The organism is Dentiradicibacter hellwigii (genome assembly GCF_041770905.1).
GTDB lineage: Bacteria > Pseudomonadota > Gammaproteobacteria > Burkholderiales > Rhodocyclaceae > Propionivibrio > Propionivibrio hellwigii.
Map to the genome: position 1 here is coordinate 681,634 of NZ_JBEUWX010000002.1, position 26,049 is coordinate 707,682.

General features: G+C 58.6%; 19 protein-coding genes. 7 read left to right on the plus strand and 12 right to left on the minus strand.

Going from position 1 to position 26,049, the window contains the following annotated elements:
• Positions 1–202: 202 nt before the first annotated feature.
• Positions 203–2,425 (minus strand): RelA/SpoT family protein, encoded by a 2,223-nt coding sequence (locus tag ABCS64_RS05445; protein ID WP_418890885.1) that lies wholly within the window; start codon positions 2,423–2,425, stop codon positions 203–205.
• 151 nt (positions 2,426–2,576) lie between these two features.
• Between ABCS64_RS05445 and ABCS64_RS05450 the strand changes: the two genes are divergently transcribed.
• The gene (locus ABCS64_RS05450) at positions 2,577–3,599 is read left to right on the plus strand and encodes a TRAP transporter substrate-binding protein (protein WP_418890886.1); all 1,023 of its coding nucleotides are present in this window, start codon (positions 2,577–2,579) and stop codon (positions 3,597–3,599) included.
• Positions 3,600–3,788: 189 nt separating this feature from the next.
• On the opposite strand, the gene lipA is transcribed toward ABCS64_RS05450, so the two are convergent.
• The 6 genes from lipA to ABCS64_RS05480 form a co-directional block, all read right to left on the minus strand.
• Positions 3,789–4,754, minus strand: coding sequence for a lipoyl synthase (lipA, locus tag ABCS64_RS05455; RefSeq protein ID WP_418890887.1), 966 nt, complete (start codon positions 4,752–4,754; stop codon positions 3,789–3,791).
• A 332-nt stretch (positions 4,755–5,086) separates the two neighbouring features.
• Positions 5,087–5,746 carry a lipoyl(octanoyl) transferase LipB gene (gene lipB, locus ABCS64_RS05460; RefSeq protein ID WP_418890888.1) on the minus strand — a complete coding sequence of 220 codons (660 nt, stop codon included), beginning with the start codon at positions 5,744–5,746 and terminating at the stop codon, positions 5,087–5,089.
• Positions 5,747–5,820: 74 nt separating this feature from the next.
• Positions 5,821–6,141 carry a YbeD family protein gene (locus ABCS64_RS05465; RefSeq protein WP_418891887.1) on the minus strand — a complete coding sequence of 107 codons (321 nt, stop codon included), beginning with the start codon at positions 6,139–6,141 and terminating at the stop codon, positions 5,821–5,823.
• A gap of 25 nt (positions 6,142–6,166) precedes the next feature.
• The gene (locus ABCS64_RS05470; protein WP_418890889.1) at positions 6,167–7,072 is read right to left on the minus strand and encodes a D-amino acid aminotransferase; all 906 of its coding nucleotides are present in this window, start codon (positions 7,070–7,072) and stop codon (positions 6,167–6,169) included.
• Between the two features lies 1 nt (position 7,073).
• Positions 7,074–8,204 (minus strand): D-alanyl-D-alanine carboxypeptidase family protein, encoded by a 1,131-nt coding sequence (locus ABCS64_RS05475; RefSeq protein WP_418890890.1) that lies wholly within the window; start codon positions 8,202–8,204, stop codon positions 7,074–7,076.
• Positions 8,205–8,551: 347 nt separating this feature from the next.
• Entirely contained in the window at positions 8,552–9,184 is a 633-nt protein-coding gene (locus ABCS64_RS05480) for a Spy/CpxP family protein refolding chaperone (RefSeq protein ID WP_418890891.1), read from the minus strand.
• Between the two features lie 250 nt (positions 9,185–9,434).
• Here ABCS64_RS05480 and ABCS64_RS05485 point away from each other — a divergent pair, with 250 nt between their 5' ends.
• Both ABCS64_RS05485 and ABCS64_RS05490 read left to right on the plus strand, forming a co-directional pair.
• Positions 9,435–10,220 carry a response regulator gene (locus tag ABCS64_RS05485; RefSeq protein ID WP_418890892.1) on the plus strand — a complete coding sequence of 262 codons (786 nt, stop codon included), beginning with the start codon at positions 9,435–9,437 and terminating at the stop codon, positions 10,218–10,220.
• A complete protein-coding gene (locus ABCS64_RS05490) occupies positions 10,217–11,638 on the plus strand; it encodes an ATP-binding protein (protein WP_418890893.1) in 1,422 nt (473 codons plus the stop codon). The genes ABCS64_RS05485 and ABCS64_RS05490 overlap by 4 nt, the downstream gene beginning before the upstream one ends.
• Positions 11,639–13,185: 1,547 nt before the next feature.
• Here the strand turns inward: ABCS64_RS05490 and tfpB are convergent.
• The gene (tfpB, locus tag ABCS64_RS05495) at positions 13,186–15,015 is read right to left on the minus strand and encodes a type IV pilus assembly ATPase TfpB (RefSeq protein WP_418890894.1); all 1,830 of its coding nucleotides are present in this window, start codon (positions 15,013–15,015) and stop codon (positions 13,186–13,188) included.
• 274 nt (positions 15,016–15,289) lie between these two features.
• Here tfpB and ABCS64_RS05500 point away from each other — a divergent pair, with 274 nt between their 5' ends.
• A complete protein-coding gene (locus ABCS64_RS05500; RefSeq protein WP_418890895.1) occupies positions 15,290–15,634 on the plus strand; it encodes a hypothetical protein in 345 nt (114 codons plus the stop codon).
• Positions 15,635–15,788: 154 nt separating this feature from the next.
• Here ABCS64_RS05500 and htpG read toward each other — a convergent pair whose 3' ends face one another.
• From htpG to greB, 3 genes are all read right to left on the minus strand, one after another.
• Entirely contained in the window at positions 15,789–17,717 is a 1,929-nt protein-coding gene (gene htpG / locus ABCS64_RS05505; RefSeq protein ID WP_418890896.1) for a molecular chaperone HtpG, read from the minus strand.
• 217 nt (positions 17,718–17,934) lie between these two features.
• A complete protein-coding gene (locus ABCS64_RS05510; RefSeq protein WP_418890897.1) occupies positions 17,935–18,822 on the minus strand; it encodes a DMT family transporter in 888 nt (295 codons plus the stop codon).
• 9 nt (positions 18,823–18,831) lie between these two features.
• Positions 18,832–19,410, minus strand: a complete 579-nt coding sequence (greB, locus tag ABCS64_RS05515) for a transcription elongation factor GreB (RefSeq protein ID WP_418890898.1) — start codon at positions 19,408–19,410, stop codon at positions 18,832–18,834.
• 463 nt (positions 19,411–19,873) lie between these two features.
• Here greB and ABCS64_RS05520 point away from each other — a divergent pair, with 463 nt between their 5' ends.
• Both ABCS64_RS05520 and ABCS64_RS05525 read left to right on the plus strand, forming a co-directional pair.
• The gene (locus ABCS64_RS05520; RefSeq protein WP_418890899.1) at positions 19,874–21,508 is read left to right on the plus strand and encodes a PepSY-associated TM helix domain-containing protein; all 1,635 of its coding nucleotides are present in this window, start codon (positions 19,874–19,876) and stop codon (positions 21,506–21,508) included.
• A gap of 38 nt (positions 21,509–21,546) precedes the next feature.
• Complete coding sequence (locus tag ABCS64_RS05525; protein WP_418890900.1) at positions 21,547–23,655, plus strand: TonB-dependent siderophore receptor; 2,109 nt, start codon at positions 21,547–21,549, stop codon at positions 23,653–23,655.
• A gap of 467 nt (positions 23,656–24,122) precedes the next feature.
• On the opposite strand, the gene ABCS64_RS05530 is transcribed toward ABCS64_RS05525, so the two are convergent.
• On the minus strand, positions 24,123–25,337 hold the full coding sequence (locus ABCS64_RS05530; protein WP_418890901.1) for a DUF6892 domain-containing protein: 1,215 nt from the start codon (positions 25,335–25,337) through the stop codon (positions 24,123–24,125).
• Here ABCS64_RS05530 and ABCS64_RS05535 point away from each other — a divergent pair.
• On the plus strand, positions 25,312–26,001 hold the full coding sequence (locus ABCS64_RS05535; RefSeq protein WP_418890902.1) for an RluA family pseudouridine synthase: 690 nt from the start codon (positions 25,312–25,314) through the stop codon (positions 25,999–26,001). The genes ABCS64_RS05530 and ABCS64_RS05535 overlap by 26 nt on opposite strands.
• Positions 26,002–26,049: the final 48 nt, after the last annotated feature.

A 26,049-nucleotide genomic window follows, 5' to 3' on the forward strand; every position in this document is an offset into this window, starting at 1 on the left:
AATGCTCCCTAGTACGGCAAGGCCAGGCCAACACAGCAACGCCGTGTTTTGGCAAAGGAAGGCGCTATCTTCAGAGGGGTGCCCTGAAACCCTTATAAACAGGGCGTCTCCGAAGGGAGTGCCCGGAAATGCCCTATCCACGCGGGTTTCAGCGGCATGCCCCGACGGCATGCCGTACCCGCTGCCACCCGGTTCAGGCGCTTCAGGCGCGCCGTGCTGCGCTCACGCCTTTCACGTCCCGCAAAGCCGCCAGCAGGCGGGGAAACTGGCCGGCATGACTGATTTCGACGGTGAATTTCATACGTGCCACACCGCGTCTGGACTGGGTATTTACGGCGATGACGTTGATTTTCTCGCGCATAAAGGTTTCCGAAACATCGCGCAAAAGCCCCTGCCGATCGCCGGCTTCGACGATGAGATCGGCGGCAAACAGATGGCCGGTCTCGCCGCCCCATTCCGTTTCAATCACACGCTCCGGATGCATCGCCTCCATATGCGCAAAATTGGGGCAATCGGCACGGTGGATCGATACGCCCTTGCCGCGCGTCACAAAGCCCACGATCGGGTCCGGCGGTGTTGGCTTGCAGCAGCCCGCTATTTGCGTCATCAGCCGGTCAATGCCGACAATCAGGATGCCTTTATCAGCAATCCCCTTGGCTTTGGCCTTCTTGACGGCAACTTCATCCGGCGCCTCATCGCCCGCCAAGGCTTCGCCGCGCACGGCCGTCTGGAGCTGGCGCAGGCCAAGATCGCCGCGCGCCAGGCCGGCAAGCAGATCGTCCGTTTTGGCAAACCCGAGCTTCTGCGCCAGTTCATCAAGCTTGACGTTCGTGCTGCCCATGCGCTGCAACTCGCGCGTCAGAATAGCGCGTCCCTCAGTCAGCGTCTCTTCGTATTCGCGCGCGGAAAACCATTGACGCACCTTGACGCGCGCCCGATGCGTCAGCAGGTAACCGAGCGCCGGGTTGAGCCAGTCACGCGAAGGCCCGCCCTGTTTGGTAGCAATAACTTCGACCCGCTGGCCGGTTTCCAGCGGCGTATTGAGCGTCACCAGGGCGCCGTTGATTTTGGCGCCGCGGCAACGATGTCCCAGGTCGGTATGAACACGGTAGGCAAAATCGACAGGCGTTGCGCCGCGCGGCAAATCGACGACACGGCCTTGCGGCGTCATCACATAAATCGTCTCGTCGAGCGCCGCCTCCTTGTAATGGCGCACCCAATCGGAAGCGTCGGCAACTTCGTCCTTCCAGGTCAGCAGTTGCCGCAGCCAGGCAATCTTCTCGTCGTAACTGCCCTGCCCGCCCGACTTGCTGCCTTCCTTGTAACGCCAGTGCGCCGCCACACCCAGCTCGGCGTGTTTATGCATCTCCTGCGTACGGATCTGCACTTCCAGCGCCCGCCCGTCCGGGCAATGCACGGCGGTGTGCAACGAACGATAGTTGTTCGCCTTGGGGTTGGAAATGTAATCGTCAAACTCTTTGGGAATCGGCGACCACAGGTTATGCACCAGGCCGAGCACCGTATAACAGTCTTTGACGCTCTGAACGATCACACGCAGCGCGCGCACGTCGTACACCTCGGAAAAATCGAGGCTCTTTTTCCGCATTTTGTTCCAGATGCTGTAAATATGCTTCGGGCGGCCGTATACCTCGACATCCTCGACGCCCATCGCCGCCAGCTCATGCCGCAGGCGCGCAATGGCATCGACAATGAACTGCTCACGCTCGGCACGCTTCTCATCGAGCTGCTTGGCAATTTTTTTATAGATATCGGGATGCAGGAAGCGGAAGGACAAATCCTCCAGTTCCCATTTCAGCTCCCAGACCCCGAGACGATTGGCCAGCGGCGAATAGAGCGCCAACGTCTCGCGCGCTACCTGCACGCGCAAAGGATCCGCCGCGGCCGCATAGTACCGCAGCGTCTGCGTGCGAGAAGCCAGCCGCAGCAGAACAACGCGGATATCCTCGACCATCGCCAGCAGCATCTTGCGCAATACCTCGACCTGCGCCTTCAGTTCAGCCGTATTCTGCGCGCCGTCTTCCTGCGAATGCGCAACGAATCCATGGGTAATCGGCCGCAAGCGATGTAGCTGGGAAATGCCGCCGACGAGCTGGGCGACGGCTGCGCCGAAACGCTCACCGACCTCCTCCAACCCCTGCGCCTGGTACGCCGGCACGGCAAACAGCAACGCGGCGATGCGCGTATCGGCATCGAGCCGCAGGCCGACCAGAATCAACGCCATCCCCAGCGCATGGCGCCAGGCGCCTTCGCCGCTGCCGAGCGTCTGTTCCTGGTAAATCGAGCGGGCAAACTCGGCTGCCGCACGCACTCTCGCGGCATCCTCATCCGGCAAACCATCGCTCAGGGTTTGCAACGAATGCTCAAAATCGCTCTGCGCGGCAACGGAATGGGTGACGGAAACCATGCAACGATTATATCGTTGCCGCTTACTATAATGCTATGCAACACGGGCAAACCCAACACCATCAATGCTGGACTTCATTTCTGTCCGGCAGAAATCCGGCAGAATTTTCCGAATCCGCTTTATCCACCCGATCCGCCATCAAGGAGACACCATGAAAGCGCATTCTTTCGCTCCGCAACGTAAAACACTGCTCACCGCCCTGCTTGGCGGTCTTTGCCTGTTTGCACCGTGGTCGGTTTTTGCCGCCGAAGCACGCCTCGGGCACGGCTTCACCGAACAGCATCCGCGCGGACTGGCAATGGCACGCTTTGCCGCCGACGTCGCAAAAGCGACGAACGGCCAGGTCAAAATCAAAGTTTTCGCCAACTCCTCGCTCGGCTCCGAAGAAAAGATGCTGCAATCCGTGCAAAGCGGCGTACAGGAGTTCTACCTCGGTTCGCTCGCACCCTTCTCCGTGCGCAAAAAGGAACTGCAAATTTTTGATTTCCCTTTCCTCTTCTCGACTGACGCCGAAGTCGCCAAAGTGCTCGACGGCCCCGTCGGCCAAAAACTGCTTGACAGCCTGGCCGATACCGGGCTGATCGGTCTGAGCTGGGCAGGCGGCGCCTTTCGCAATATCGCCAACAGCAAACGCCCGATCACAAAATTTGAAGATCTCAAAGGGCTAAAAATCCGCGTCATGCAAAGCCCCGTTGCGATCGAAAGCTTTAAAGCCATGGGGGTTAACGCCACGCCGATGGCTTATGCCGAAGTATTCACTGCGTTGGAAATCCATGCCATCGACGGACTGGAGCATCCGCCTGTCGATATGCTCCAGAACCGCATCTTTGAAGTGCAGAAATACCTCGCCATTTCGCACCACGTCTACACACCTGTCTCGCTCGTCGTCTCCAAGAAATGGTTTTCCACCTTGACCGCCGATCAGCAGGCCGCCATCCGCAAAGCCGCGATCAGCGCACGCGACTTTCAGCGCGCCGAAGAAATCCGGCAAACCAAAGATGCCGTCAGCCAGTTGCAGGCCAAGGGGATGACCGTTACCGAACTGGGGCCGCAGGAACTGGAAAAAATGCGGCAGGCGGTCAAGCCGGTCATCGAAAAATTCTCATCGAGTATCGGCAGCGACTATGTCAAGCGCTTCTACAAGGAAGTCGAAAAAGCCCGGCAGGCCCAATAACCCAGCCCCACCAGCCCGCGTATTTAGGGCATCTCCGATGAGTATGCCCTGAAGCCCTTGTAAACAGGGCATTTCCGGGCAGGCGCTCTGAGATGCCCTATCCACACGGACTCCGCCAGTAGCCTGATCAGCGGCGCAAAGAAACCCCGCAACGAAAACCGGCGGCCACGCGGTGGCCCGGAGCAGAACTTACGCCGATTCGGCCACGCCCGCCTGATGCGCCTGTTTGTCCGCCCAGTAGCTGGAGCGCACGAGCGGTGCGCAGGCGGCGCCGGAAAAGCCCATTTTCATAGCCTCCGCTTCGTACATGGCAAAGGTTTCCGGCCTCACATAACGCAGCACTGGCAAATGGTGCGGCGAAGGCGCCAGGTATTGGCCGATCGTCAGCATCTCAACATCATGCGCCCGCAAATCGCGCATCACTTCGAGGATTTCTTCGTCGGTCTCGCCCAACCCGACCATCAGCCCAGACTTGGTAGTGACCTGTGGGTAGCGCGCCTTGAATGCCTGAAGCAGCCGCAGCGAATGCGCATAGTCGGCGCCGGGGCGCGCCTGGCGGTACAAGCGCGGCACGGTTTCGAGATTGTGGTTGAGGACATCGGGCAGACTGCGGCTTAACGCCTCAAGTGCCGTATCCAGCCGCCCACGAAAATCGGGCACCAGCGTTTCGACCAGCGTCTCCGGCGATGCGCCGCGCACGGCAGCGACCACATCGGCAAAATGGCCGGCGCCGCCGTCGCGCAGATCGTCGCGGTCAACGCTGGTGATGACGACGTAACGCAGTCGCAGATGCGCCACGCTGCGCGCCAGGCTGGCCGGTTCCTGCGGATCGGGCGGCAGCGGCCGACCGTGGCCGACATCGCAGAACGGGCAGCGACGCGTGCAGATGTCGCCGAGAATCATGAAGGACGCCGTGCCACGCCCAAAACATTCTCCGATATTCGGACAGGCGGCTTCTTCACAGACGGTATGCAGGTTCTGCTCACGCAGCATCCGCTTGATTTCGCCGAAGCGGCCGGCATCGTTGCCGGCCTTGGTGCGAATCCAGGCCGGTTTGCGTAGCGGCTCGCCGGTGCGCACCACTTTGACCGGAATGCGCGCCAGCTTTTGCTCACGCCGCTCTTTGACGGGCGCAGGGAGAATGTTTTCGTTCATGCCGCTTCCTGGGGGTTTTGCCGCTTTTGCCATGTTCGCGGTTCGTACAATACGACTTGAACTAAAGCCGGCGTAATGTGGGGCGCCGCGCCCTTATTTCGTGCACTTTCTCGTGCGCTTGCCCATGCACTTTCTCGTGCATTTCGGCGGTCTCGTTCGGTTGCGGTTTGCGCAATCATCGTGATGTAGATCTGTTGTGGTTTCTGTCTGTGTGGCGAAGATGTATCCGTCGACATTGGCAGTGTGCTACAGCGCTGGAGATATTTGACGGTACGGATTTTCGGACATTTCACATTTCGTTTTTGGCGGAGTTCGATCGTGAAGCCTGACCTTCAGACAGTCTGTTCAGCCATCAGTTCGCACTGCAAGTGCGCGGCGAGCCGCTCGGCGGCTTCGCTCCATGTAGGACAAGGATCGGCATGATCCGCAATTCGGGTCACTTTCAGCCCTTCATAACCACAGGGATTAATGGCCGTAAAGGGCGTCAGATCCATATCCACATTGAGGCTCAGACCATGATAGCTGCAACCGTGCCGGATGCGCAGGCCGAGCGAAGCGATCTTCTCCGGCCCGTTTTCCGTATTGAGATAAACGCCGGGCGCACCCTGCCGCCGTCCGGCATGGATACCGTATTCACCCAGCAGGTCGATCATCGCCTGCTCGATACGACTGACGAAATCGCGGACGCCCAGACCGCGCCGGTTCAGGTCGATGAGCAGATAAATAACGGCCTGACCGGGACCGTGATAGGTAATCTGGCCGCCGCGATCGGCACGAATCATTTCGATGCCGTTATCAAACAGCCGGTGTTCGGGTTTGCCCGCACGCCCCAGGGTATAGACCGGCGGATGCTCGCAGAGCCAGAGTTCATCGGGGGTTTGCGGCACACGGGCGGCGGTGAAGTCGATCATCGACTGCCAGGCGTCCCGGTATTCGACGCGCCCCAGCCTGCGCACCCTGATGGGCAGGCAGGTCAGCGGAGCGGCAGACATGGCGGGAGTGGTAGGAGTGGCAGAAGTGGCGGACATGGCGAACATAGTGGATCGCCGGCGGAAACGACGTTCGCCTACAGAACGACCTTGATCAGCGGGTGGCCGGACAGCTCGCGGTACAGCGCGTCGAGCTGCGCCTTTGACGTGGCGTTGATCGTACAGGTCAGGCTGAGATAGTTCCCTGCGGAAGAGGCGCGCGTCACCATCGTTTTCCCGTCGAAATCCGGCGCATGGCGCCGCACGATCTCCAGCACGGCGGGCGCCAGTGCGTCGTCGGCACGTCCCATGATCTTGAGCGGAAAAGCGCAAGGAAATTCGAGCAGGGTATCTGCCGGCGCCTGGTCGGGCTTCGCAGGATTCGCAGGGTTCGCAGGGGTCGTCGTATCGGTCGTCATGGTCATGAGGGGACGGAAACACTATTCAGGGCAATGGATTCCGACGAATCTCGTCGTTCAGAAAATCATCGTACCAAGCGTGCATCCGGCGCATCAGCGGCCCTGGCTTGCCGGCATTCTCGCCCCGACCGACCGGATGCCCGTCGAGCGTCGTAATGGCCAGCACGCCTTTGCTGGACGAAGTGCGCCAGAGTTCATCGGCCGTGCGCATTTCGGCTTCGCTGATGGCGCGGATTTGGTGGGGCACGCCATGCTGTGCGGCAAGTTCGAGCACGACATCGTAGGTGGTGCCGGGCAGCATGTGGTGATCCTTGGGCGGCGCCAGAATGATGCCATTCTGGACGATAAAAATATTTGAAGAAGCCCCTTCGCTCAGATAACCGTCGCGAAGCAGGATGGCCTCGTCGCACCCGGCCTCGGTGGCGGCCTGGCGTGCCAGCACATTGGGCAACAGGGCAAGCGTTTTCAGGTCGCAGCGTCCCCAGCGAATATCGGCAACGGTCATCGCCTTGAGGCCGGCTTCGCGCTGCCGCGCACTCGGCTCGGCCAGCGGCGCGGCAAAGAGAAACACCGTAGGCGATGATGCTTCCGGAAACGGCATGTCGCGGCATGTGCCCGCGCCGCGCGTAATCTGGAGATAAAGCGACTGGTTGTCCCAGGGGGCGGTATCGACTAGAGAGCGGATGATTTCCACCCATGCCGCGCGGGGATGCGGGTTGGGCAGGCGGATGCCGTCGAGCGAACGCTGCAGGCGATCAAGGTGCGCGTCGAGCCGGAATGGGCGGCGCGCAAAAACCGGAATGAGTTCATACACGCCATCGGCGTAAAGAAACCCGCGATCCAGCGGCGAGATACGTGCCTGTGAAAGCGGCAGGTACTCACCGTTCAGATAGCACGGCGCTTCCGGCGCCGCCCGTCCGAGTGGCGGCATTTCACTGGAACCAGAGCAGAATGGCATCGATCAGGCGGCCGAAGAAACCGGCCGGCTCGACGGATTCCTGCGCGGCGACCGCATATTCACCGTAAGGTTTGCCATCGAGGCTGACTTTGAGCACGCCGACGGTTTGTCCTTGCGTGACGGGAGCGACCAGCGGTTTTTGCGGCACAAACTCGGAGGTCAGCTTCTGCGCCAGCCCGCGCGGAACGGCGACGACGAATTCATCGGCAAAGCCGGCCTTGACGCTGTTCTGCGCGCCTTTCCAGAGGCGCGGCGTCGCCAGCGGCTCGCCCTTGGCCTGCAACTTCACCACTTCGTAAGCCTGGAAGCCGAAATTGAGCAGCTTGAGCGATTCGCGCTCGCGCACTTTTTCCGATGCCGTGCCGAGCACGATGGCGATCAGACGGCGGGAATCGCGCTTGGCCGAGGAAATCAGACAATAACCGGCAGCGTCGGTATGGCCGGTCTTGACGCCGTCGACGCTGGGGTCAAGCCAGAGCAGGCGGTTGCGGTTGGGTTGGGTGATCTTGTTGTAGTGGAATTCCTTGAGCGAGTAATACTTGGCGTATTCTTCGGGGAAGTCGCGCAGCAGCGCCATCGTCAACCGGGCAAGATCACTGGCCGTCGTGTAATGCTGCGGATCGGGCATGCCGGCGGCGTTGCGGAAACTGCTGCCGGTCATGCCGAGGCGCTTGGCTTCCTCATTCATCTTCTGGGCAAAATTTTCCTCGCTGCCGGCCACGGCTTCGGCCAGCGCCACGGAAGCGTCATTGCCGGACTGGACGATCATGCCTTTGATCAGGTCTTCCACCGGAACCTGCGTATTGACCCGGAGGAACATGCGCGAGCCTTGTGATCGCCAGGCTTTTTCAGACACCATGATGCTTTGGTCGAGTTTGAGCGACCCTTGCCGGATCGCGGCAAAGACCAGATAGGCCGTCATCAGCTTGGTCAGCGAAGCGGGTTCCAGCCGCTCGTCCGGATTTTGCGCGGCCAGCGTTTGGCCGGAAGCATATTCGACGAGCAGCCAGGCCTTGGCATCCAGCGTCGGCGGGACGGGCGCTTGCTGGGCGGCGGCAAGAAGGGGGAAAAACAGTAGGCAGAAAAATAGGCGAAGCATGCGCATGGGAACGATTCGATCAGGTTGAAAGACAGCGCCGATTATAGCCAAGCGCCCGCTTTGTGTCTGACTGTGCGCCGCCCTTGATCGTCTTCATAACGGCCAATACGGCCTGACGCCGCTTTCGGCAAGCGAGTGAAAAGGATGCATTCCCCGCAGCGGCGCACCGGATATCCGGTTTATATCCGGCTTATATCCGGTTTCATTGGCTGGGCGGTCAAGCCGATAAATCGGGCCGGATTTTGCGCTTCGCCTGTACATCACGCCGCCCGCCCGATTCTTCCACCACGTCTGCGGGGAAAAACCGGGCGGGTCACTCAGGCGTATTCAGGAATGTTCCGGTTCGGCACAAATCAGCGCGGCGCAGGCGGCGTATTTTCGGCCGGCTTCTGCGGCGGTTGCCCGTTTTTGCCGCCCGGTTTGCCGCCGTCACGGCGGCCGGGTCGATCGCAATCCGAGCCATGTCGGTCGCTGCGTTCCTTGAGGAAGAGTCGGACTTTTTCTTTCTGACCGGGACTGAGCGCGTCATACACCGACAGCCAGCGTTCGCGCACAACCTCGTGCTGTTTCCGCCCTTCTGCACGCAGATCATCCATGCGTTTGGCAATCACGCGCAGGTCGGCATCCGGCTGATTGAGCATTGCGGCAATTTCCTCATGATGCTTGCGGAAGCGTTCGCGGCCGCCATCGAAGCTCTCTCTGGAAAATTTCAGGGCCTCCTGCCAGAGCGCCTCCTGTTTGGCGTCGAGCTTCAGTTCGTCATGCAGGCGCGGGCTGAAGCCGAAGTTCAATCCCGCTCCCATGCCATGATGGCGCGGGCCGTCGTGGCGATGGTGGAAGCCCGGACCGCCGTCACAGCGGGCTTCGCCTTGACCGCAGGGCGGGCCGGCAAAAACAGCGGTGGATAGTCCGAGAGAAAGCGCCAGGGCAGCGAGCCGCTGCGGCGTTTTGGCAGAAAAGCCAGGTTTGCGAGGTCTCGTATTCATACGTTTTCGGCTCCTTAGGTTGATTGGCCGGCATATGCAAATTCCGTTGCCGGGGACAAGGGCATTATCTGGACAATGGCATTGCAAATGATTTCATGGCCGGGCGCGAACGTTTCAAATTGTTTCGGATGCCTTTGGCAAACTCCGCCGCGTCATACAATGCCGGACACGCCCTATGGCTCATGCCGCATTCCGGGGTTTTCCATGTTTTTCTTGCTCACGTCCGCGTGCCGCGCCATCAATTCAAGGTATGAAAAAAATCCTGCTCATCGACGATGATCCCGAACTGCGCCGGCTGCTGGCAACTTTCCTCGGCCGGCATGGCTACGACACCCTGCTGTTACCGAATACGCAGCAGCTCGACGCGTTTCTGGCGCGCTACCAGCCGCACCTGATCGTTCTCGACCTGATGCTGCCTGGTGAAGACGGCCTGGCCGCTTGCCGCCGCCTGCGCCAGCAGGGGGAAGCGACCCCCATCATCATGCTGACAGCACGCGCCGAACCGGTTGACCGGGTGTTGGGGCTGGAAATCGGCGCTGACGATTACCTCGGCAAACCGTTTGACCCGCGCGAACTGGTCGCGCGCATCGAGGCCGTGCTACGGCGCGGCAGCCGGCCAGCCGCAGCGCCCGTCGAAGCAACAGGCGTTTTCCGCTTCGGCGGGTGGGAATTCGACCGCGCCGCGCGTTGCCTGTCACGCGCGGGCAAGACCGTTGCGCTGACCAGCGGCGAATTCGCCCTGCTCAACGTCCTCATCGGCCGCGCCGGTTGCCCGATGAAGCGTGAGCGCCTGCTGGAGATGACGCGCGGTGAGGAAAGCGCCTCGTTCGACCGCGCCATCGATGTGCAGATCCATCGCCTGCGCCGCCTGATCGAAACCGACCCGACACAACCGCGCTACCTGCAGACGGTATGGGGCGTCGGTTATGTCTTTATGCCCGACTGCAGCGATGGCAGCGATGCCGGCGATCGTGGTAATCGTGGCGAAGGCAAAGACGGCGTGGAAAACGGCGCTGCGCCGGAGGCCGCCACATGAACGGATTACGACAATTCTTCGATTCGCTGGCGGGACGCACGCTATTACTGGTGCTAGCGGTCGTCGCCGTCGCCGAGATTGCGACCTTCTCGCTATTTTTTCAGCAGGGGCGAAAATCGCACGGTCACCAGACGGCGCGCAATGTTGCCGGTCAGGTGCGTTTGTTGCAATCGCTGCTGCCGGGGCTGGACGTGCGCGCACGGCAGCGCCTGGAGGCAGCCGCCCCTGGTGAACAATGGCTGCAGTTGCGCCCCGATGGGACGGAAGTGCCGCCCAATAGACCGGCTTTCGGCTTTGCGCAGGGGCTGGGCGAGCGCGTCGGGCAGATTCTCGGCGAACCTATCGAACTGCGCCAGGCCGGGCAGGCGCGCGGCAACCTGTGGATCGGTTTTGCGGCCGGCGGCGAGCGCTGGTGGCTGATCCTGCCGCCGCCGCGCTTTCGGCCACGCGGCATGCCACCCGACCTGTGGCTGAAACTGGGCGTGGCGTTATCTGCCCTATCGCTCATCGCCGGACTGTTTGTGCGCGGCATTGTCGGCCCGCTGCGCCGGCTCGATGCGGCGGTCACGGCGGCAGGCGATGGCCGGGCGCATACGGTCATCCCCCAGGGGCCGCGGGAAGTGCGCCATCTGGCCGAGCATCACAACGCCATGCAGGCGCAACTGACGCAGGCCGAGGCCGAACAGCGCGAAATGCTGGCCAGCCTGACGCACGATTTGCGCGCACCGCTGGCGAGAATGCGCGTGCGCGCCGCCCTGCTTGAGGGAGACGGCGAACGTGCCGGTCTGGAGCGCGACATTGAGGACATGGACCGGATCGTCGGCCAATGCCTGTCTTTTCTACGCAGCGCCCCACCCCACAACGGAAACGGGAATACAGCGGTTTCAGCAGAAAAAAATTGTGCGCCGCTCGTTCTGGCTGACGCCGTCAGCGATGAAGTGGCGCGGCAGCGCGAACTTGGGCGTCCGGTAACGATGAAGGTGGATGCGGCCGCCGTATCCTGCGCCGTAGCGATCAACCACGGCAGTCTGCATCGTCTGCTCGACAATCTGATCGACAACGCCCTGCAATACGGAGAACCGCCGGTTGAAGTGACGCTGACGGCAGAAGCCGCAGGCATGGCGGAGCGCAGGAAAGGCAAAGCGATGCCGGCGGCGGAAACAGTTGAAGCGCCTGAAACGGTGACACTGTGCATCAGCGATCATGGCTGCGGCATTCTCCCTGAGCAGCGCTGGCGCGCCTTCGAGGCTTTCGCCCAGATTGACCCGGCGCGCGCCACGCGCGGCAGCTGCGGACTGGGGCTGGCGATTGTCCGCCGCATTGTCGAAGGCTGCGGCGGCACAGTTTCGCTTGGCGAAGCGGCCTCCGGCGGGCTGGCGGTGAGCATGCGTTTTCCGGCGCGGCCGCCAGAAGCCTGAAACGTGCAAATTAGGCGCTTCGCGCCCGACACCCGCCCGCCCCTTCTGAAACGCGCGTGGATTGGACGTTTTTGGGCATGCACCTCTGGAGCCCTTATAAATAGGGCATTTGCGGGTAGGATTCCCGGAAACGCCCTAAATACGCGGGCTTCAGGCCACCTCTTTTTGGAGATGCGCCTGCGCTTCCACTCCAGCTTTTTTCCAATTCCCCACCTGTCGGGGAGAGGCACTGAAACCGTTGTGGATAGGGCGTCTCCGGATAGACACCTTTGAAACGCCCTATTTATAAGGGCTTCAGAGCATCCTCCTTGGAGAAGCCCTAAATACGCGGGCTAGCGGGTAGGTGCCCGGAAAAACCTAAAAACAAGGATTGAAAAGGATTGTTTGACTGTAGGCGCTGGCTTCGCCCGCGAGGCTTCACCTGATGCCGTTGCGCTGAGCGGCAGCGCGCCCCGCTAACTTTCTTTGCCTCGCCAAAGAAAGTCAGCAAAGAAAGGCGACCCCGAGGCGCAGAAAACTCCTTGCCGCGGGCTGCTTGGCGGCGGGCTTGATAACTCGCTGCGCTCAAACAATCAAGCCCTTGCTTCCGCCAAGCTACCCCGCGCCTGCGGCTGCGCCTAAGGGGTTTTAGGATTCTCCATTGTTACCGTATGCGCAAAGGAACATGCCCGGAACCCCGCGTGGATAGGGCGTTTCCGGACAGGCACCTCTGGAACCCTTATAAATAGGGCGTTTGCGGGTAGGGCGTTCGGAGATACCCTATTTACAAGGGGTTTACGGGCACCCCCTCTGAAACGCCCTAAATATACGGGCTTCAGGCCACCTATTTTTGGGGATGCATCTGCGCTTCCGCACCCGCATTTTTCCAATTCTTCCCCTGTCGGGGAGATATCCGTGGATAAAATGGTTTCAGAGGGTTGGTTGGGCACAGTGTTCCGGTTTATGTTTTTTGATGCCCTGAACCCCTTTATTTACGCGGACCTCCGGGCATTTTATGTTTTCTGCCCTATTTTTACGGATTTCAGAGGGGTTTCGCACGCTTAAAGAGCGGCTCGACTTTGCCAAAAGACAAGGCGGCGAGCCGCAGACAGACCATTCAGTACGGCAAAGACAGGTCAACACAGTAACGCCGTATTTTGGCAAAGGAAGCCGCTATGACTCGACGTTGCCATGTGAAAAATAGGCTGTTAGCCCCTCAGCCCTTTGAAGCAGCTCCCCCTTTAAAAAGGCGAGCGAAACGGTCGTTATATTTTTTGATGCTCGGAAGCCCTTGTGTTTAAAGGGCTTCAGAGCGATTTATGTTTTATGATCTGTTTGCGCGGGTGTGCGGGGCGCTTCTTCCGGCGAGCGCGGCAGAAGCAGGTTGAGCAATACGGCAGGGCAAGGCCAACACCGCAACGCCGTAGTTTGGTAAAGGAAGAGGCTATAAAAGGCAAGGCGATGCCAACGCAGTTTTTTGCAAAGGAAGTTGCGATAGAAATCTGCTAGGCGCGCCGCCAGCTCGTCCCTTACGCCGTATCTTCCAGCACGATACCGCTGCGCTCAGCTCAGTTTCGCTCGGACGGCGGGGCGACGTTGAAGACTTCGGCCAGCGTCGTCACGCCGGCGGCGACTTTCATGGCGCCCGAGATACGCAGCGGCTTCATCCCTTCCCGATAAGCGAGGTCACGGATTTTGGCGACTTCGGCATTGTCGGCAATGGCCTGCTTGATGTCCGGCGAAAGCGTGAGGATTTCGTATAACCCGATGCGGCCGCGATAGCCGGTCATGCGGCAGTCGAGGCAACCGACCGGCGAATAGAACTGCGCTGGGCGATTGGCTTTCCACGGGGCGACGAGGCGATCCCAGAGGGCTTCATCCTCAGGCGTGGCGGGATGCGCCTGTTTGCAGTTCGGGCAGAGCACGCGCACCAGCCGCTGCGCCATGACGCCGATCACCGTGGTGCCGAGCAGGTAGGGCGGCACGCCCAGGTCGAGCATGCGGGTGATGGCCGCCGGCGCATCGTTGGTATGCAGCGTGGAGAGCACCAGATGCCCGGTCAGCGCGGCCTGAATGGTGACTTCAGCGGTTTCCAGGTCGCGCACCTCGCCGACCATGATGATGTCCGGGTCCTGCCGCATCAGCGCGCGCACGCCTTCGGCAAACCCCAGGTCGATCACCGGCTGCACCTGCATCTGGTTGAAGGACGCTTCGACCATTTCGATGGGGTCTTCAATGGTGCAGACATTGACGGCAGGCGTGGCAAGCTGCTTGAGCGTGGAATAGAGCGTCGTGGTTTTGCCCGAGCCGGTCGGCCCGGTGACAAAGATGATGCCGTGCGGACTTTCCGTCATCGTGCGCCATTTGGCGCGGTCGTCGTCGCTAAAGCCGAGTTCGCTGAAATTGCGCACGAGCACTTCCGGGTCGAAAATCCGCATGACCAGTTTTTCGCCGAAGGCCGTGGGCAGCGTCGAGAGACGCAGTTCGGCCTCCTGTCCGGCGGCGGTGCGCGTCTTGATGCGCCCGTCTTGCGGCCGCCGTTTTTCGACGAGATCCATGCGGCCGAGAATCTTGATACGGCTGGTCATGGCCGTCATCACACTCATCGGAATCTGATAGACCTGGTGCAGGACGCCGTCGATGCGGAAGCGGACGATGCCCAGTTCGCGTCGCGGTTCGATGTGAATATCGCTGGCGCGCTGTTCAAAAGCGTACTGCCACAGCCAGTCGACGATGTTGACGATGTGCTGGTCGTTGGCGTCGAATTGCCGGTTGGCCTGGCCAAGTTGCACCAGCTGCTCGAAAGAGGAAAGCGCGGTATTCGGCCCGCCCGCCTGCGCTTTAAGCTGGGCCGCCTTTTTGACCGAGCGCGCGAGATTGTAAAACTCGACGAGGTAGCGCGCTACGTCCGGCGGACTGGAAAAAACGCGGCGAATGCTTTTTTTACTGATCGACTCGATTTCCTTTTCCCACTCGCGCAGGAAGGGTTCGATGGTTGCCACAACGATCTCGCTCGTCGTCACCTTCACCGGCAGAATGCCAAAGCGCGTCGCGTAAGCGCTGGACATCACGTCGGTCACGGCGGTGAAATCGATCTTCAGCGGATCGATGTGGAAATATTCCATACCGAGACGTCCGGCAAACCATTCGCCAAGCGCCTCGAGCGTCAGCGGTACATGCGGCGCGCGCAGCGACTTCCATTTCTGATCGGCGATGATGACCAGCGGGTGTTCCGTTAAGCGTTTCAGGCGGCTTTCGGCCAGCAGGGCGTTGGCTTCTTCCGGGTCGACCAAGCCGTCGCTGACCAGGAAGCCGAGAATTTCAGCCACTGTCAGGCGATGATCCGGCCCGGTGTGATCGGTCTTTTTATGGCTTGTATGGCGTTGTGCATTCATCATGGTTTTCCGGCTTGCAACCTGCGGCACTATACCCGACAAGACGCGGATGGCTCAATGCCAACGGCACATTGCAAGGCATCGTATGAGGGCCGCGCGCCTTGCGAAAACCGGCGCAACACGGGCGCAGAAAACTGTTTCATTTGGTTAAATTGCGTGGAACATCGAAAATGAAGGTATTAAAATTTACCCATGTATTGATGGGCATTCGCGCGTACCCTTCATACGCTCTTGCATGCTTTTTCCACCTTCTGAAACCTTCTGAAAGGAAAATCCGATGAAACCCAGGCGGTTATCCCTTCTTGCCCTGAGTTCGGCGCTATTCCTGGCGTTGCCGGCCATAGCGCAGCAAGGCCCAGCGGGCGTGCCGGGCGCACCGCTGCTGGGCGCGGAAATCGCCCCCCCACCGCCGCCGCACACAGCGCAGCCTACGTTGCTGCCCAGCGCCGAAAAAACACACGCTGTTCCTCAATGCCGCAAAGCCAAGAACATCAAGCAATGCGAGGAGCGCCATTTCCGCCGCGTAGCGCGTCGCGAAGCACGCGCCGCCTGCAAGGCGCAGCCACAGCACAAGCGCAAAAGTTGCGTCAATCGCTATTTGAAGAAAAAGGCGAAGAAGTAACCAGAGAGAACCAGAGCGCTGTTAAAAGCAGCCGCTTAAACGCGCATAAAAAGTGCACAAAAAAACGCCTCTCCTGCTGACGGAGAGGCATTTTTATTTTGCCCGTTTCGTATCAGAGGGCGTCTGCCGGCGACGCGTCTTTTTGATCCCCGATTTAGTTCGATTTCCCCGATAGCGCCAGCATCAGTTCATTGATGCGCTTGACGAAACCGGCCGGATCATCGAGCGTGCCGCCTTCAGCCAGCGTCGCCTGTTCAAGCAGCAGATTGGCCCAGTCATCGAAATGGGAATCCGCGCCCTCGCCTTCGTACTTCAGCCGCAGCACCGCCGGATGTTTTGGGTTAATTTCAAGAATCGGCTTCATCTCCGGTGCTTTTTGACCAGCAGCCTTAAGGATGCGCGCCAGATTGCCGCCCATATCGTGCTCGTCGGCAACAATACAGGCAGGCGAATCGGTCAGGCGATGGGTCACGCGCACATCTTTAACCTTTTCGCCCAACACCGCCTTGATTTTTTCAGTCAGCGCCTTGTATTCGCCGGCAGCTTGCTCGGCCTCCTGTTTTTCCGCCGCATCTTCCAGTCCGCCCAGATCAAGGCCGCCTTTGGCGACCGATTGCAAGGTCTTGCCGTCAAATTCGGTCAGATAGCCGACAACCCATTCATCGACGCGGTCGGAGAGCAGCAACACCTCGATGCCCTTCTTGCGGAAAATTTCCAGATGCGGGCTGTTTCTGGCCGCGGTAAACGTCTCGGCGGTCACGTAATAAATCTTCTCCTGCCCATCTTTCATGCGGCCAACGTAGTCGGCAAGCGAGACGTTTTCTTCCGGCGTATCGGTATGCGTCGAAGCAAAGCGCAACAGTTTGGCGATGCGTTCCTTGTTAGCAAAATCCTCGCCGACGCCTTCTTTGAAGACACGGCCGAACTCCTGCCAGAAGCGGGCATATTTTTCCTTTTCGGCCGCCTCTTCACTGTTGGCCAATCCTTCAAGCAGGCCCAGCACTTTCTTGACGCAGCCGCCGCGAATCGCTTCGATGTCCTTCGATTCCTGCAAAATTTCGCGCGAGACGTTGAGCGGCAAATCGTTCGTATCGACGACGCCGCGCACGAAGCGCAGATACAGCGGCATCAGTTTTTCGGCATCATCCATGATGAACACGCGGCGCACGTACAGCTGGATGCCGTGGCGCGCGTTGCGGTCCCACAGGTCAAAGGGCGCGTGTTGCGGAATATAAAGCAGCTGCGTGTATTCCTGCCGCCCCTCAACCCTGGCGTGTACGTAGGCCAAGGGATCTTCAAAATCATGTGCGATGTGCTTGTAAAACGCCTGGTACTGCTCATCGCTGATTTCCGAGCGGGGCCGCGCCCAGAGCGCAGAAGCCTGATTGACCGTCTCTTCTTCGCCGGTCTCGACTTGTTCCTTTTTCTCCTCATCCCACTTTTCCTGCTTCATCAGGATCGGCAGCGTGATGTGATCGGAATACTTGCGAATGATCTGGCGCAGTTTCCAGCTGGAGAGCAGTTCATCCTCACCCTCGCGCAGGTGCAGCGTCACGTCGGTGCCGCGCCCAGTCTTTTTGACCGTCTCGACCGAAAATTCACCCTCCCCCGACGACTCCCATTTGACTGCCTGATCAGCCGGCAGCCCGGCACGGAGAGAAACGACCGTTACTTTGTCGGCAACGATGTAGGAGGAATAAAAGCCGACGCCGAACTGGCCAATCAGGTGCGCATCTTTGGTCTGATCGCCCGTCAGCGCTGCGAAAAATTCGCGCGTGCCGGATTTGGCGATGGTGCCCAGATGTTCGACGGCTTCCTCGCGCGAGAGTCCGATCCCGTTATCCGAGACAGTAATCGTACGCGCCGCCTTGTCGAAGGATACGTGGATTTTCAGATCGGGATCATCGCCCAGCAGCGCCGGTTCGTTCAACGCCGCAAAACGCAGTTTGTCGCAGGCGTCGGAAGCGTTGGAAATCAGTTCGCGCAGGAAAATTTCCTTGTTGCTGTACAGCGAATGGATCATCAGGTTGAGCAGTTGCTTGACCTCAGCCTGGAAGCCAAGCGTTTGCTTATTCTCGCTCATGCAGTCACTCCATTAATTAGGATTTATTTAAATGTAGTTCGGATCTCGCCGCGATGAGGCGCTATCGCACAAGCACATCAAACGGGCGCGCCGCCAAAAATGGCGATCGGTTTGCAAATGGGGGCAAATCCGGCGCTTTCAAGCAGAGTCGCGGATGCACCCAGTTTTCCGGCAAAGCGCGCTTTGCCTTGTAAAGAAAGAGCATTCCCCGACTCGATTATTCTTCCGCCGCGCCCGGCTGCCGCGGACTGCGTGCGCAATACAGGCTGCTGCCGATAAGCAGAGCAATGCCAGCCAGCGACCAGGCATCCGGAAAATCGTCGAAAAACAGATAACCGGCCAGCAATACCCAAACCAGCTGCGTATAGCCGAATGGCGCCAGATAGGACGCCGTTGCCAGCTTGAGTGCGCGAATCATGACCAAATGGCTGGCACCGCTGATCAGCCCGATGAGCACCAGCATGCAGAAATGCAGCAGGCCCGGTGTTACCCATTCCGGTAGAACGAGCAAGGTGTAGATGACGCTGCCGACCAGGCCGGGATAGAAAATCAGGCAATACTGGTTTTCGATGTTTGCCAAACGCCGGGTCATCACCTGATAGCAGGCAAAAAGAACCGCATTCACGAATGGCAGCAGCACCGCCCAGGTAAACAGGCTGCTGCCGGGACGAACGACGATCAGCACGCCGGCAAAAGCAATAAAGCTCGCCACCCAACTGCCAAACGGCATTTCCTCACCTAGAAAAAGCACCGCAAGCAATGCAATGAAAATCGGATTGAGGTATGCGATCGAGGTCGCCTCAGCCAGTGGCAGATATTTGAGTCCCGCCGTAAAGCAATAGGACGCGCCCGCCAGGGTAAAACCGCGCAGCAGCTGCCAGCGCAGCCGCCGGGTGCGGATCAGCGAGAAGCCGATGCGCGGGCCGAGAAAAACGATGAACAGGAGAGAGTGAAAGAAAAACCGTGCCCAGAGAATCAGATTGATGGGATAAAAACGCGACAGATATTTTGAGAGAACATCCATCAGCGTAAACAGCACGACCATGCCGAGCACCATGCACATACCGCGCTGCGCCGGCAACAGCCGGGAGAAAAAAGTGTTCATCGGCAAGGTTCAGGATTCGATGGCGCGGTAGGCAATTTCGACAACTTCAACCTCACGCCAGCCAAGCGGACTCTGGAAGCGCACCGTATCGCCCTCGCGCGCCTTGAGCAGCGCGCGCGCCAGCGGTGAAATCCAGCTGATCCGGTGGCGCGAAAAATCTGTTTCATCGACGCCGACAATCTGGTAGGTCTGCGTCTCGCCCGCCTCATCGTCTACTTCACGTATCGTCACCGTCGCGCCAAAAAATACCTGGTCGGTCCCTTCCTTGCGCGCCGCCGGATCGACAACTTCCGCCAGATCCAGCCGCTTGGTCAAAAAACGAACGCGGCGATCGATTTCGCGCAGACGTTTCTTGCCGTACAGATAATCGCCGTTTTCCGACCGATCGCCGTTGGAAGCCGCCCATTGCACGGTTTCGACAACGGTCGGGCGCTCCGTATGCAGCAAATGATCAAGTTCATCCCTGATCCGCGCATAACCGCCGGGTGTTATGTAGTTGCGTGTGCCCGGCGGCAAGCCGGGAGCGGGGTCGAGGCCGGTTTCGTCCTCACTTTCGTCTTCGCTTTCCCGGACAAACGCTTTATTCATGCCTCTTATACCCTATCGACCCTTGCTGTGATGCGCAGCACTCCACCACCTCGCCCCCGATTCATCGGCGCAAAGTATGGCTCAAAATTGGAAATATCTACCAATCAAACCCAGACATGCCAACGACCGGCAAATCTGCGGACACGATTCTATCCTGATCTGGCCACCGTTTCACTGGCATTTTGCCCGTATCGGGTCTCTTGATCCTCCTGATTTCACATGAACGCAGGCAAAACCCCGGGCAAGGGTCAGGAAGAGAATGAAACCAGATCAGAGACGATTTCTATTTACATTGCCGCAACAATCGACGAGAATTCCGGCCAATTTTCTGGCGTATAAAAAGCAAACCACCGCGCTAGATAAACCTGGGAATCGCGCGAACTCGCCGTCGTCCAGTGCGGCAGAGCGATGCGATGTTTGTTTATTGGCTTGCGGGGAGGCAAGCCAACGAGGAAAAATATCGATGCGCTCGACGCCACTGGACTCATTTCGCTGGATACCCCTGCTGTATTTCATCCACCGCTGGTGTGGTGCGCTGTTTGGCTGGTTGCTGTTCATCATTTGCCTGACCGGCACGTTGGCCGTATTCAAACATCCGCTCAAAGTCTGGGCCAATCCCACGCTGATTTCGACGCCGGCTGCCGATCATTACGGCCCGGACAAAGCGCTCTCTATCTTCCGCACTACCTACCCAGAAACGCAACCAACACTGCTCGCGTTTCCTGTCGACGCCTATTCGGTACATCTATATTCCTATGCGTTTCGTCGCCCCTCCGGCGAAGCAACGCGCGCCTGGCTCAATCCTGCCACCGGCCGCCTGATCGAGCCATTGCCTTCCGATCTTTCCGATTTCATCCAGCGCCTGCATGCCGGGCTATGGATGGGTCGTACCGGACGCTGGATCGTCGGCGCATTGGGTCTGCTGATGGCACTGGGTCTGCTGAGCGGTCTGGCGCTGCATTGGCGACGGCTCAGGCGTGACTTGTTTCTTCAACCATTGCTGCATGCAGGACGCCGCCGATGGTCGGACATCCATAAGCTGACCGGCACATGGCTGTTATTCATGCACCTCTTGTTGGCATTGACTGGCGCCTGGTTGGGATTGGAAAGTCTGCTGCGCGCACCGGGGCCGCATCCTTTAGCCATGACAGGCGAAAAATCCAAGCCCACTGCCGAAATGGCATCGATCGCGCGCCTGCTCACGGCAGCGCAAGAGGCGCAACGGGAAACACAACCCGAATTCACGCCAACGCACATTCGTTTCGATGGATTTGGCGCTGCCGGCTCGACAGTGCGCGTACAAGGAGATTTGCCCGGATCTTCTTTGGTACAACGCGGGCAGACAATGGTCGTACTCGATGCTGAATCTGCGGTTCCACGACAAACGATCGACCGTACGCGCGAAGGCTGGGTACGACGTATTCTGGCGGCAATGCGCCCGTTGCATTACGGCTATTTCGGCGGGATCTGGAGCAAACTGTTTTATTTTTTCGTCGGCATCGGCTCCTGCCTTCTCCTCTTCTCCGGCCTGTCCATCTGGGCCGCGCGTACCAAAGCGCAAAGCGGAGCCCGGCATCGGCCTGTTCCCGCAACAGATCGCGGCAATGCCATCGAACGCGGCAACGTCGCCATCATGGGCGGCTTGATGCTCACACTCGCGTTGTTTGCGCTGCTCAACGCACTCGCGCAAATTACGCTACCGGAGAACTGGCTGGCCTTTTTGCAGGATTTTCCGCTTTCGCCTCTCCGCCTGCGCTCTTTAGACCATCCTGTCACCCACTCACACAGTCTGCCGGACGAAACATGGTTCAGCCGGCAACTTTCCGCATTTATCTTCACCTGGCTGATGATTGGCGGGCTACTTGCCGCCTGCCCCATACGGACGGCTTGGCCGGCCATGCTACTGGGCTTGTCTCTCTCGCTTGCTGCGCTGCCGTTCGCTTCGGCGCAAGCTGCAGGCGGCTTCTTGTCCGACTGGCAACGCGGCAACGGTGAGGCCGCGGGCATCGCGGCGGGTTCCTGGTTTCTGGCCCTGCTGAGTGCACTGGCCTTGCGCCGGTACCAGCTTGAAAAGGTAGTTACCAGTCGAAGGCAATGAGTTTTCACCATCAATAAAGAAAGGAAAGGAAGGGCATCATGTTCAACAAGAAAATTCTCTGTATTACCCTGGCGATGTGCGGCACAAGCGCCGCACTCGGCAACGAAACGACGCGTGTATCCGCACTCCCGGCCGAAGAAGACGCACCGCGCACGCTTGGAACGGTCACGGTCATCGAACGCGCCAACACGGTGTCGTCGAATGTCGCAACTCGTCTGCCGGCCGAAGCGATGGAAACCCCATTCACCGTGCTTTCCGTGTCCGGCGATATTATCGAGGAAACGGGTGCAACCCGCCTGTCCGATGCCATGCGCTACGCAGCCACAGTTGGCGGCACCGACAATTTCGGCAATGCCGGAGAATTCTTCAGCTCGCGCGGTTTCCAGCTCAGCGCCGGCAAAAACTACTTCCGCGATGGCCTACGTTACCGCAAATACGGGCAAGTGCCGCTCTACGATATCGAGCGCATCGAAATCCTGCGCGGGCCGGCCTCCGTCCTCTATGGCGCGCTGGAGCCGGGTGGCGTCGTTAATATCGTTACCAAAAAGCCGGAAGCCATCGCCAGCCAGAAACTCAACATGCGCGTCGGAGAACAGGGTTATCGGCAAATCATCGGCGACATTACGGGTCCGCTCACGGAGCGCATTCGTTATCGCCTGCAGGCGATGCATGAGAATGGCACGAAATTCCGTGATCAGACGAAGAGCACATCTACCGGTTTTTCTGGGCAGATCGACATTGACCTTACGCCGAAAACTTTGTTGACTGCCCGCGCGAGCATCTTCCGCGACCACCGTACAGGCGACCGGGGCACGGTGTTGGCGCGTGATGCGCAAGGCAACATCAATTTCGCCGAAGTGCCGCGCTCGCGTTTTCTTGGCGAACCGTTTGCCTACAATGATTTTGATGACATCAATGCTTCAGTGTCACTGCGCCACGAAGTCAACGACAACTGGCAAGTGCGCGCCGATCTTGTGCATTCACACCAGGATGAAGACCGGACGTATATCTGGGCCATGCCGAGCGATCAGATCGTCGGCACCAACGGCCTACTCCGCCGTCAGATCGGTGACTGGCAAGCCCGTCTGCGCGGCAAACTGGGACGGCTCGAAACTACCGGGAAATTCACACTCGGACCGACTCGGCATCGTCTGCTCATCGGCGCGGAATTCGAAGATTTCGACAATCATCGCGAGAACCGCCGCTACGCTTTCCCATCGATCAACATCTACCATCCGCACTATTTGACCTCACGGCCGCGAAACGGGCGTCAAACGCTCAATTCGCCCTATGCCAGCCATTTCAACAGCCGCAGTTTCTATGTGCAGGACATCGTCAACCTGGGCGAACACTTCACGCTGCTCGCCGGCCTGCGCCACGATCACGTGCGTGAAAAAGACCCTCGCGCCAACGACAAGATTCGCCAGACCTCGGACGGACTGACGCCGCAGATCGGCCTCGTCTGGCGGCCTGTGCACTGGATTTCACCCTACGCCAGCTTTACGCGCGGCTTTGTCCCGCAAGACGGCGTCGACCGCTCCGGAAAAGCTTTTGATCCGCAGAAATCCAAGCAATACGAAGCCGGCGTCAAACTCGACCTCTCGCCTGGACGCGCGTTCTTCTCTCTCGCGGCATTCCGCCTGGAACGCTTCAACCTCAAGATGACCGACCCGGATGATCCGGCTTTTTCGCGCCTGTCAGGCCTTCAGCGCAGCAGTGGCGTCGAAATGACGCTCGACGCCAAACCCATACGCAATCTCAACATCATGATCAATTATGCTTATATGCATAAGGCGCAGATCGTCAAAGATAACCGCTATGCCGGACGCACCATCGCCAACGTGCCCAAGCACGCGCTGGGTTTATTTGCTGATTACGCCTTCTCCGGCACGCTGCGCGGCCTGTCGGCCAATCTGGGCGTCACCTACGTCGATCGCCGTTTCATCACGCCGGAAAACAATTTCTCGCTGCCGTCTTACACGCTGGTCGATCTGGGCCTTCGTTACGCCGTTACGCCCAACATCGACGCCACACTCAACGTGCGCAATCTGTTCGACGAAACCTACTACACCGGCGCGATCAATTCGACGACGATTGGCGTTGGCGCACCACGCACGGCGTACGCCGGATTCAACATGCACTTCTGATGCAGGCGTGATCACGTACACCAACAAGGAATGGGATAAGGAGCGGCATCACACCTGCCCATCCAGGAAATGCGCCTGAAACCAGGTGGCTGATACTCCCCAGCCACCCGGAACAGCGTGAATCACGCAAAGCGATGACGACAAAATCGCCGCTGCGGTCCAAAGGGCTTTGCAGGCACTGAACGACGCGCAGCGCCGAAACCCGGCGCGGATAAAGGATTTCCGAGCGGCAGGCATTCACGCCAACAAAGAATCAGATAGACGACTGCCGGGCGCAATATTCCGGTTTATGTTTTTTGATGCCAGGAGATCCTTATAAACAGGGCGCCTCAGGGCATTTTATGTTTTCTTCCCTGTTTGCAAGAGTTTCAGGGCACCCCTCGGAGATGCCCTGTTTACGCGGGCTTCAGAGCATCCCTTCTGAAATGCTCTCTGCCCGCATTGCGTTCACGGGTAAAAGCCATTCGCTATTCATCTTCGATCTCCACGCCAGAATCTTCCAGCACCTTTCTGGCTTTTCTGGAAATTATCATTTCCGCAGTAATTTTTTTGAGGTTTTTAAATTGCGCCAGCTCGGTGGCATCGAGATTTTTAATATCGAACAGGCTGTCTTCGCCGTCCCAATTAGGTGCGATATTCAGGTAAATATCATTGCCGCCATCCAGATAGAGTTCGCTGACTTTATCGGCTAAAGCTGCGGGGATTTCATAGTTCTTAAACCATTTTTTTACTTGCGGCACAGCGCCGATTCTTTTGTAAGGGTCAATTTTGCGTTCTTCGCAGAATTCAAAAACGTCAAATTTTGGTTCCAGCAATTCCTGGTCGTACATCAAATCATTGAGAATAGCGAGTTTGAAATTAAAGTTAGTAAATTTAAGCGTTTCACCTTCGGGTTTAACAAGCGCATACTTGGCGCTTATTTCTTTTTCAATCTTTTTCTTTTTAGGCGTGATGCTTACCCAGTCAACAGGCGTTTTTGCCGCGCGCACTATATTGGCAATTTCATCTGTTTTGCTTTTTTCATAGCGTTCGTTAAAGCTCATTTTTGCAATTGGCGCCTGCACGGCTTCGCTCAGCCTCAGACTCACCTCATAGCCGCCAACAGTTACGTCAAGAAAAATATAGGCACTGCGTAAATCTTTTTCTTTCACCGCTTTGAGCGGCGCATCGCCATTGAGCATAAACCGGCTGGTAAATGTGTTTTCAGGTATTTCAAAGCGAATATCCGGGGGAATTTCGATAAACAAATCAATCTGGGTGAGTTTTTCATTTTTGACAAAGGCGGCGACTCCCGCTGCATCCCATAAATAGCGGCTGTTCTCCGCATCATTAACAATAATGCGCGGCTCGCCCAGGATTTCGCACAGTTTTTCTATATCGAACTTACACTTGACATCGTTGATGTAAATCCCGTTTTTGCGGATATCGAAGTCAAAAATGGTTTTTTGGCTGCGCTTTTGGGTGCTGAATAGGTTCTTGAAAAAAAGCATGCGGTTTCCTTTTTTAGCTATTTCGTCAATGGCGCCGGGTCCGATTTGGCTCCCAAGCCCGCATTCTAAATCTGAATTCTGGCGGGGCATTTGGGCAGTGCACGGTTTTTTCTCCAGCGCTTCTTTGCGACAATACGCGCAACACGTCAACGCCACCACTCCGCCGATGCCAGCAACGCCGCCCTTACCCACTCCGCCGATTTGCCCCGCCGACGCCACGCCCGCTTCGGGCTTTACCCTCCTTTACGCCGACCGTTCGTTGCTCGCAGTCAGCAAACCGCCGCGCCTGCTGTCGGTACCCGGGCGCGGCGAAGACAAGCAGGACTGCCTCATCCGCCGCGTGCAGCAGGAATTTTCCGACGCCCTGATCGTCCACCGCCTCGATTACGACACTTCCGGCGTCCTTGTTCTGGCGCGCGGCGCCGATATGCATCGCCGGCTCAGCCGGCTGTTCCAGGATCGCAAGGTCGAAAAGCGTTACATCGCCCTCGTCAAGGGCCGTCCCACCCCGGCAAATGGCCGCATCGATTTGCCGCTTTGCGTTGACTGGCCCAACCGCCCACGACACATCGTCGATCCGGTCAATGGCAAGGCCGCGCTGACGTACTACCAGACGCTTGCCTACGATGCGCAAGGCAACGCTACACGCCTTGTGCTGACGCCGGAAACTGGCCGCACGCACCAGCTGCGCGTGCATATGCAGGCGATCGGCCATCCGATTCTCGGCGACCCGCTCTATGCCGGCCCAGCCGCGCTAGCCAAGGCGAGCCGCCTGTTGCTGCACGCCGAGTTTCTGGCTTTTACGCATCCGGTTACGCATAAACCGATGCGCTTTCATTGTCCGGCAGGATTCTGACGCCCTAAACGTCAGGGCCGGTAGAGGCAGGGGCACATCCGTCCAATC

What these genes read in the sequence shown, in the direction of transcription:
- tfpB (WP_418890894.1), bottom strand. Translation starts at nt 15,015, where the DNA reads ATGATGAATGCACAACGCCATACAAGCCATAAAAAGACCGATCACACC.
- ABCS64_RS05485 (WP_418890892.1), top strand. Translation starts at nt 9,435, where the DNA reads ATGAAAAAAATCCTGCTCATCGACGATGATCCCGAACTGCGCCGGCTG.
- ABCS64_RS05500 (WP_418890895.1), top strand. Translation starts at nt 15,290, where the DNA reads ATGAAACCCAGGCGGTTATCCCTTCTTGCCCTGAGTTCGGCGCTATTC.
- ABCS64_RS05475 (WP_418890890.1), bottom strand. Translation starts at nt 8,204, where the DNA reads ATGCGCATGCTTCGCCTATTTTTCTGCCTACTGTTTTTCCCCCTTCTT.
- htpG (WP_418890896.1), bottom strand. Translation starts at nt 17,717, where the DNA reads ATGAGCGAGAATAAGCAAACGCTTGGCTTCCAGGCTGAGGTCAAGCAA.
- ABCS64_RS05470 (WP_418890889.1), bottom strand. Translation starts at nt 7,072, where the DNA reads ATGCCGCCACTCGGACGGGCGGCGCCGGAAGCGCCGTGCTATCTGAAC.
- ABCS64_RS05445 (WP_418890885.1), bottom strand. Translation starts at nt 2,425, where the DNA reads ATGGTTTCCGTCACCCATTCCGTTGCCGCGCAGAGCGATTTTGAGCAT.
- ABCS64_RS05510 (WP_418890897.1), bottom strand. Translation starts at nt 18,822, where the DNA reads ATGAACACTTTTTTCTCCCGGCTGTTGCCGGCGCAGCGCGGTATGTGC.
- ABCS64_RS05480 (WP_418890891.1), bottom strand. Translation starts at nt 9,184, where the DNA reads ATGAATACGAGACCTCGCAAACCTGGCTTTTCTGCCAAAACGCCGCAG.
- lipA (WP_418890887.1), bottom strand. Translation starts at nt 4,754, where the DNA reads ATGAACGAAAACATTCTCCCTGCGCCCGTCAAAGAGCGGCGTGAGCAA.
- greB (WP_418890898.1), bottom strand. Translation starts at nt 19,410, where the DNA reads ATGAATAAAGCGTTTGTCCGGGAAAGCGAAGACGAAAGTGAGGACGAA.
- lipB (WP_418890888.1), bottom strand. Translation starts at nt 5,746, where the DNA reads ATGTCTGCCGCTCCGCTGACCTGCCTGCCCATCAGGGTGCGCAGGCTG.
- ABCS64_RS05490 (WP_418890893.1), top strand. Translation starts at nt 10,217, where the DNA reads ATGAACGGATTACGACAATTCTTCGATTCGCTGGCGGGACGCACGCTA.
- ABCS64_RS05535 (WP_418890902.1), top strand. Translation starts at nt 25,312, where the DNA reads ATGCCAGCAACGCCGCCCTTACCCACTCCGCCGATTTGCCCCGCCGAC.
- ABCS64_RS05450 (WP_418890886.1), top strand. Translation starts at nt 2,577, where the DNA reads ATGAAAGCGCATTCTTTCGCTCCGCAACGTAAAACACTGCTCACCGCC.
- ABCS64_RS05465 (WP_418891887.1), bottom strand. Translation starts at nt 6,141, where the DNA reads ATGACGACCGATACGACGACCCCTGCGAACCCTGCGAATCCTGCGAAG.
- ABCS64_RS05520 (WP_418890899.1), top strand. Translation starts at nt 19,874, where the DNA reads ATGCGCTCGACGCCACTGGACTCATTTCGCTGGATACCCCTGCTGTAT.
- ABCS64_RS05525 (WP_418890900.1), top strand. Translation starts at nt 21,547, where the DNA reads ATGTTCAACAAGAAAATTCTCTGTATTACCCTGGCGATGTGCGGCACA.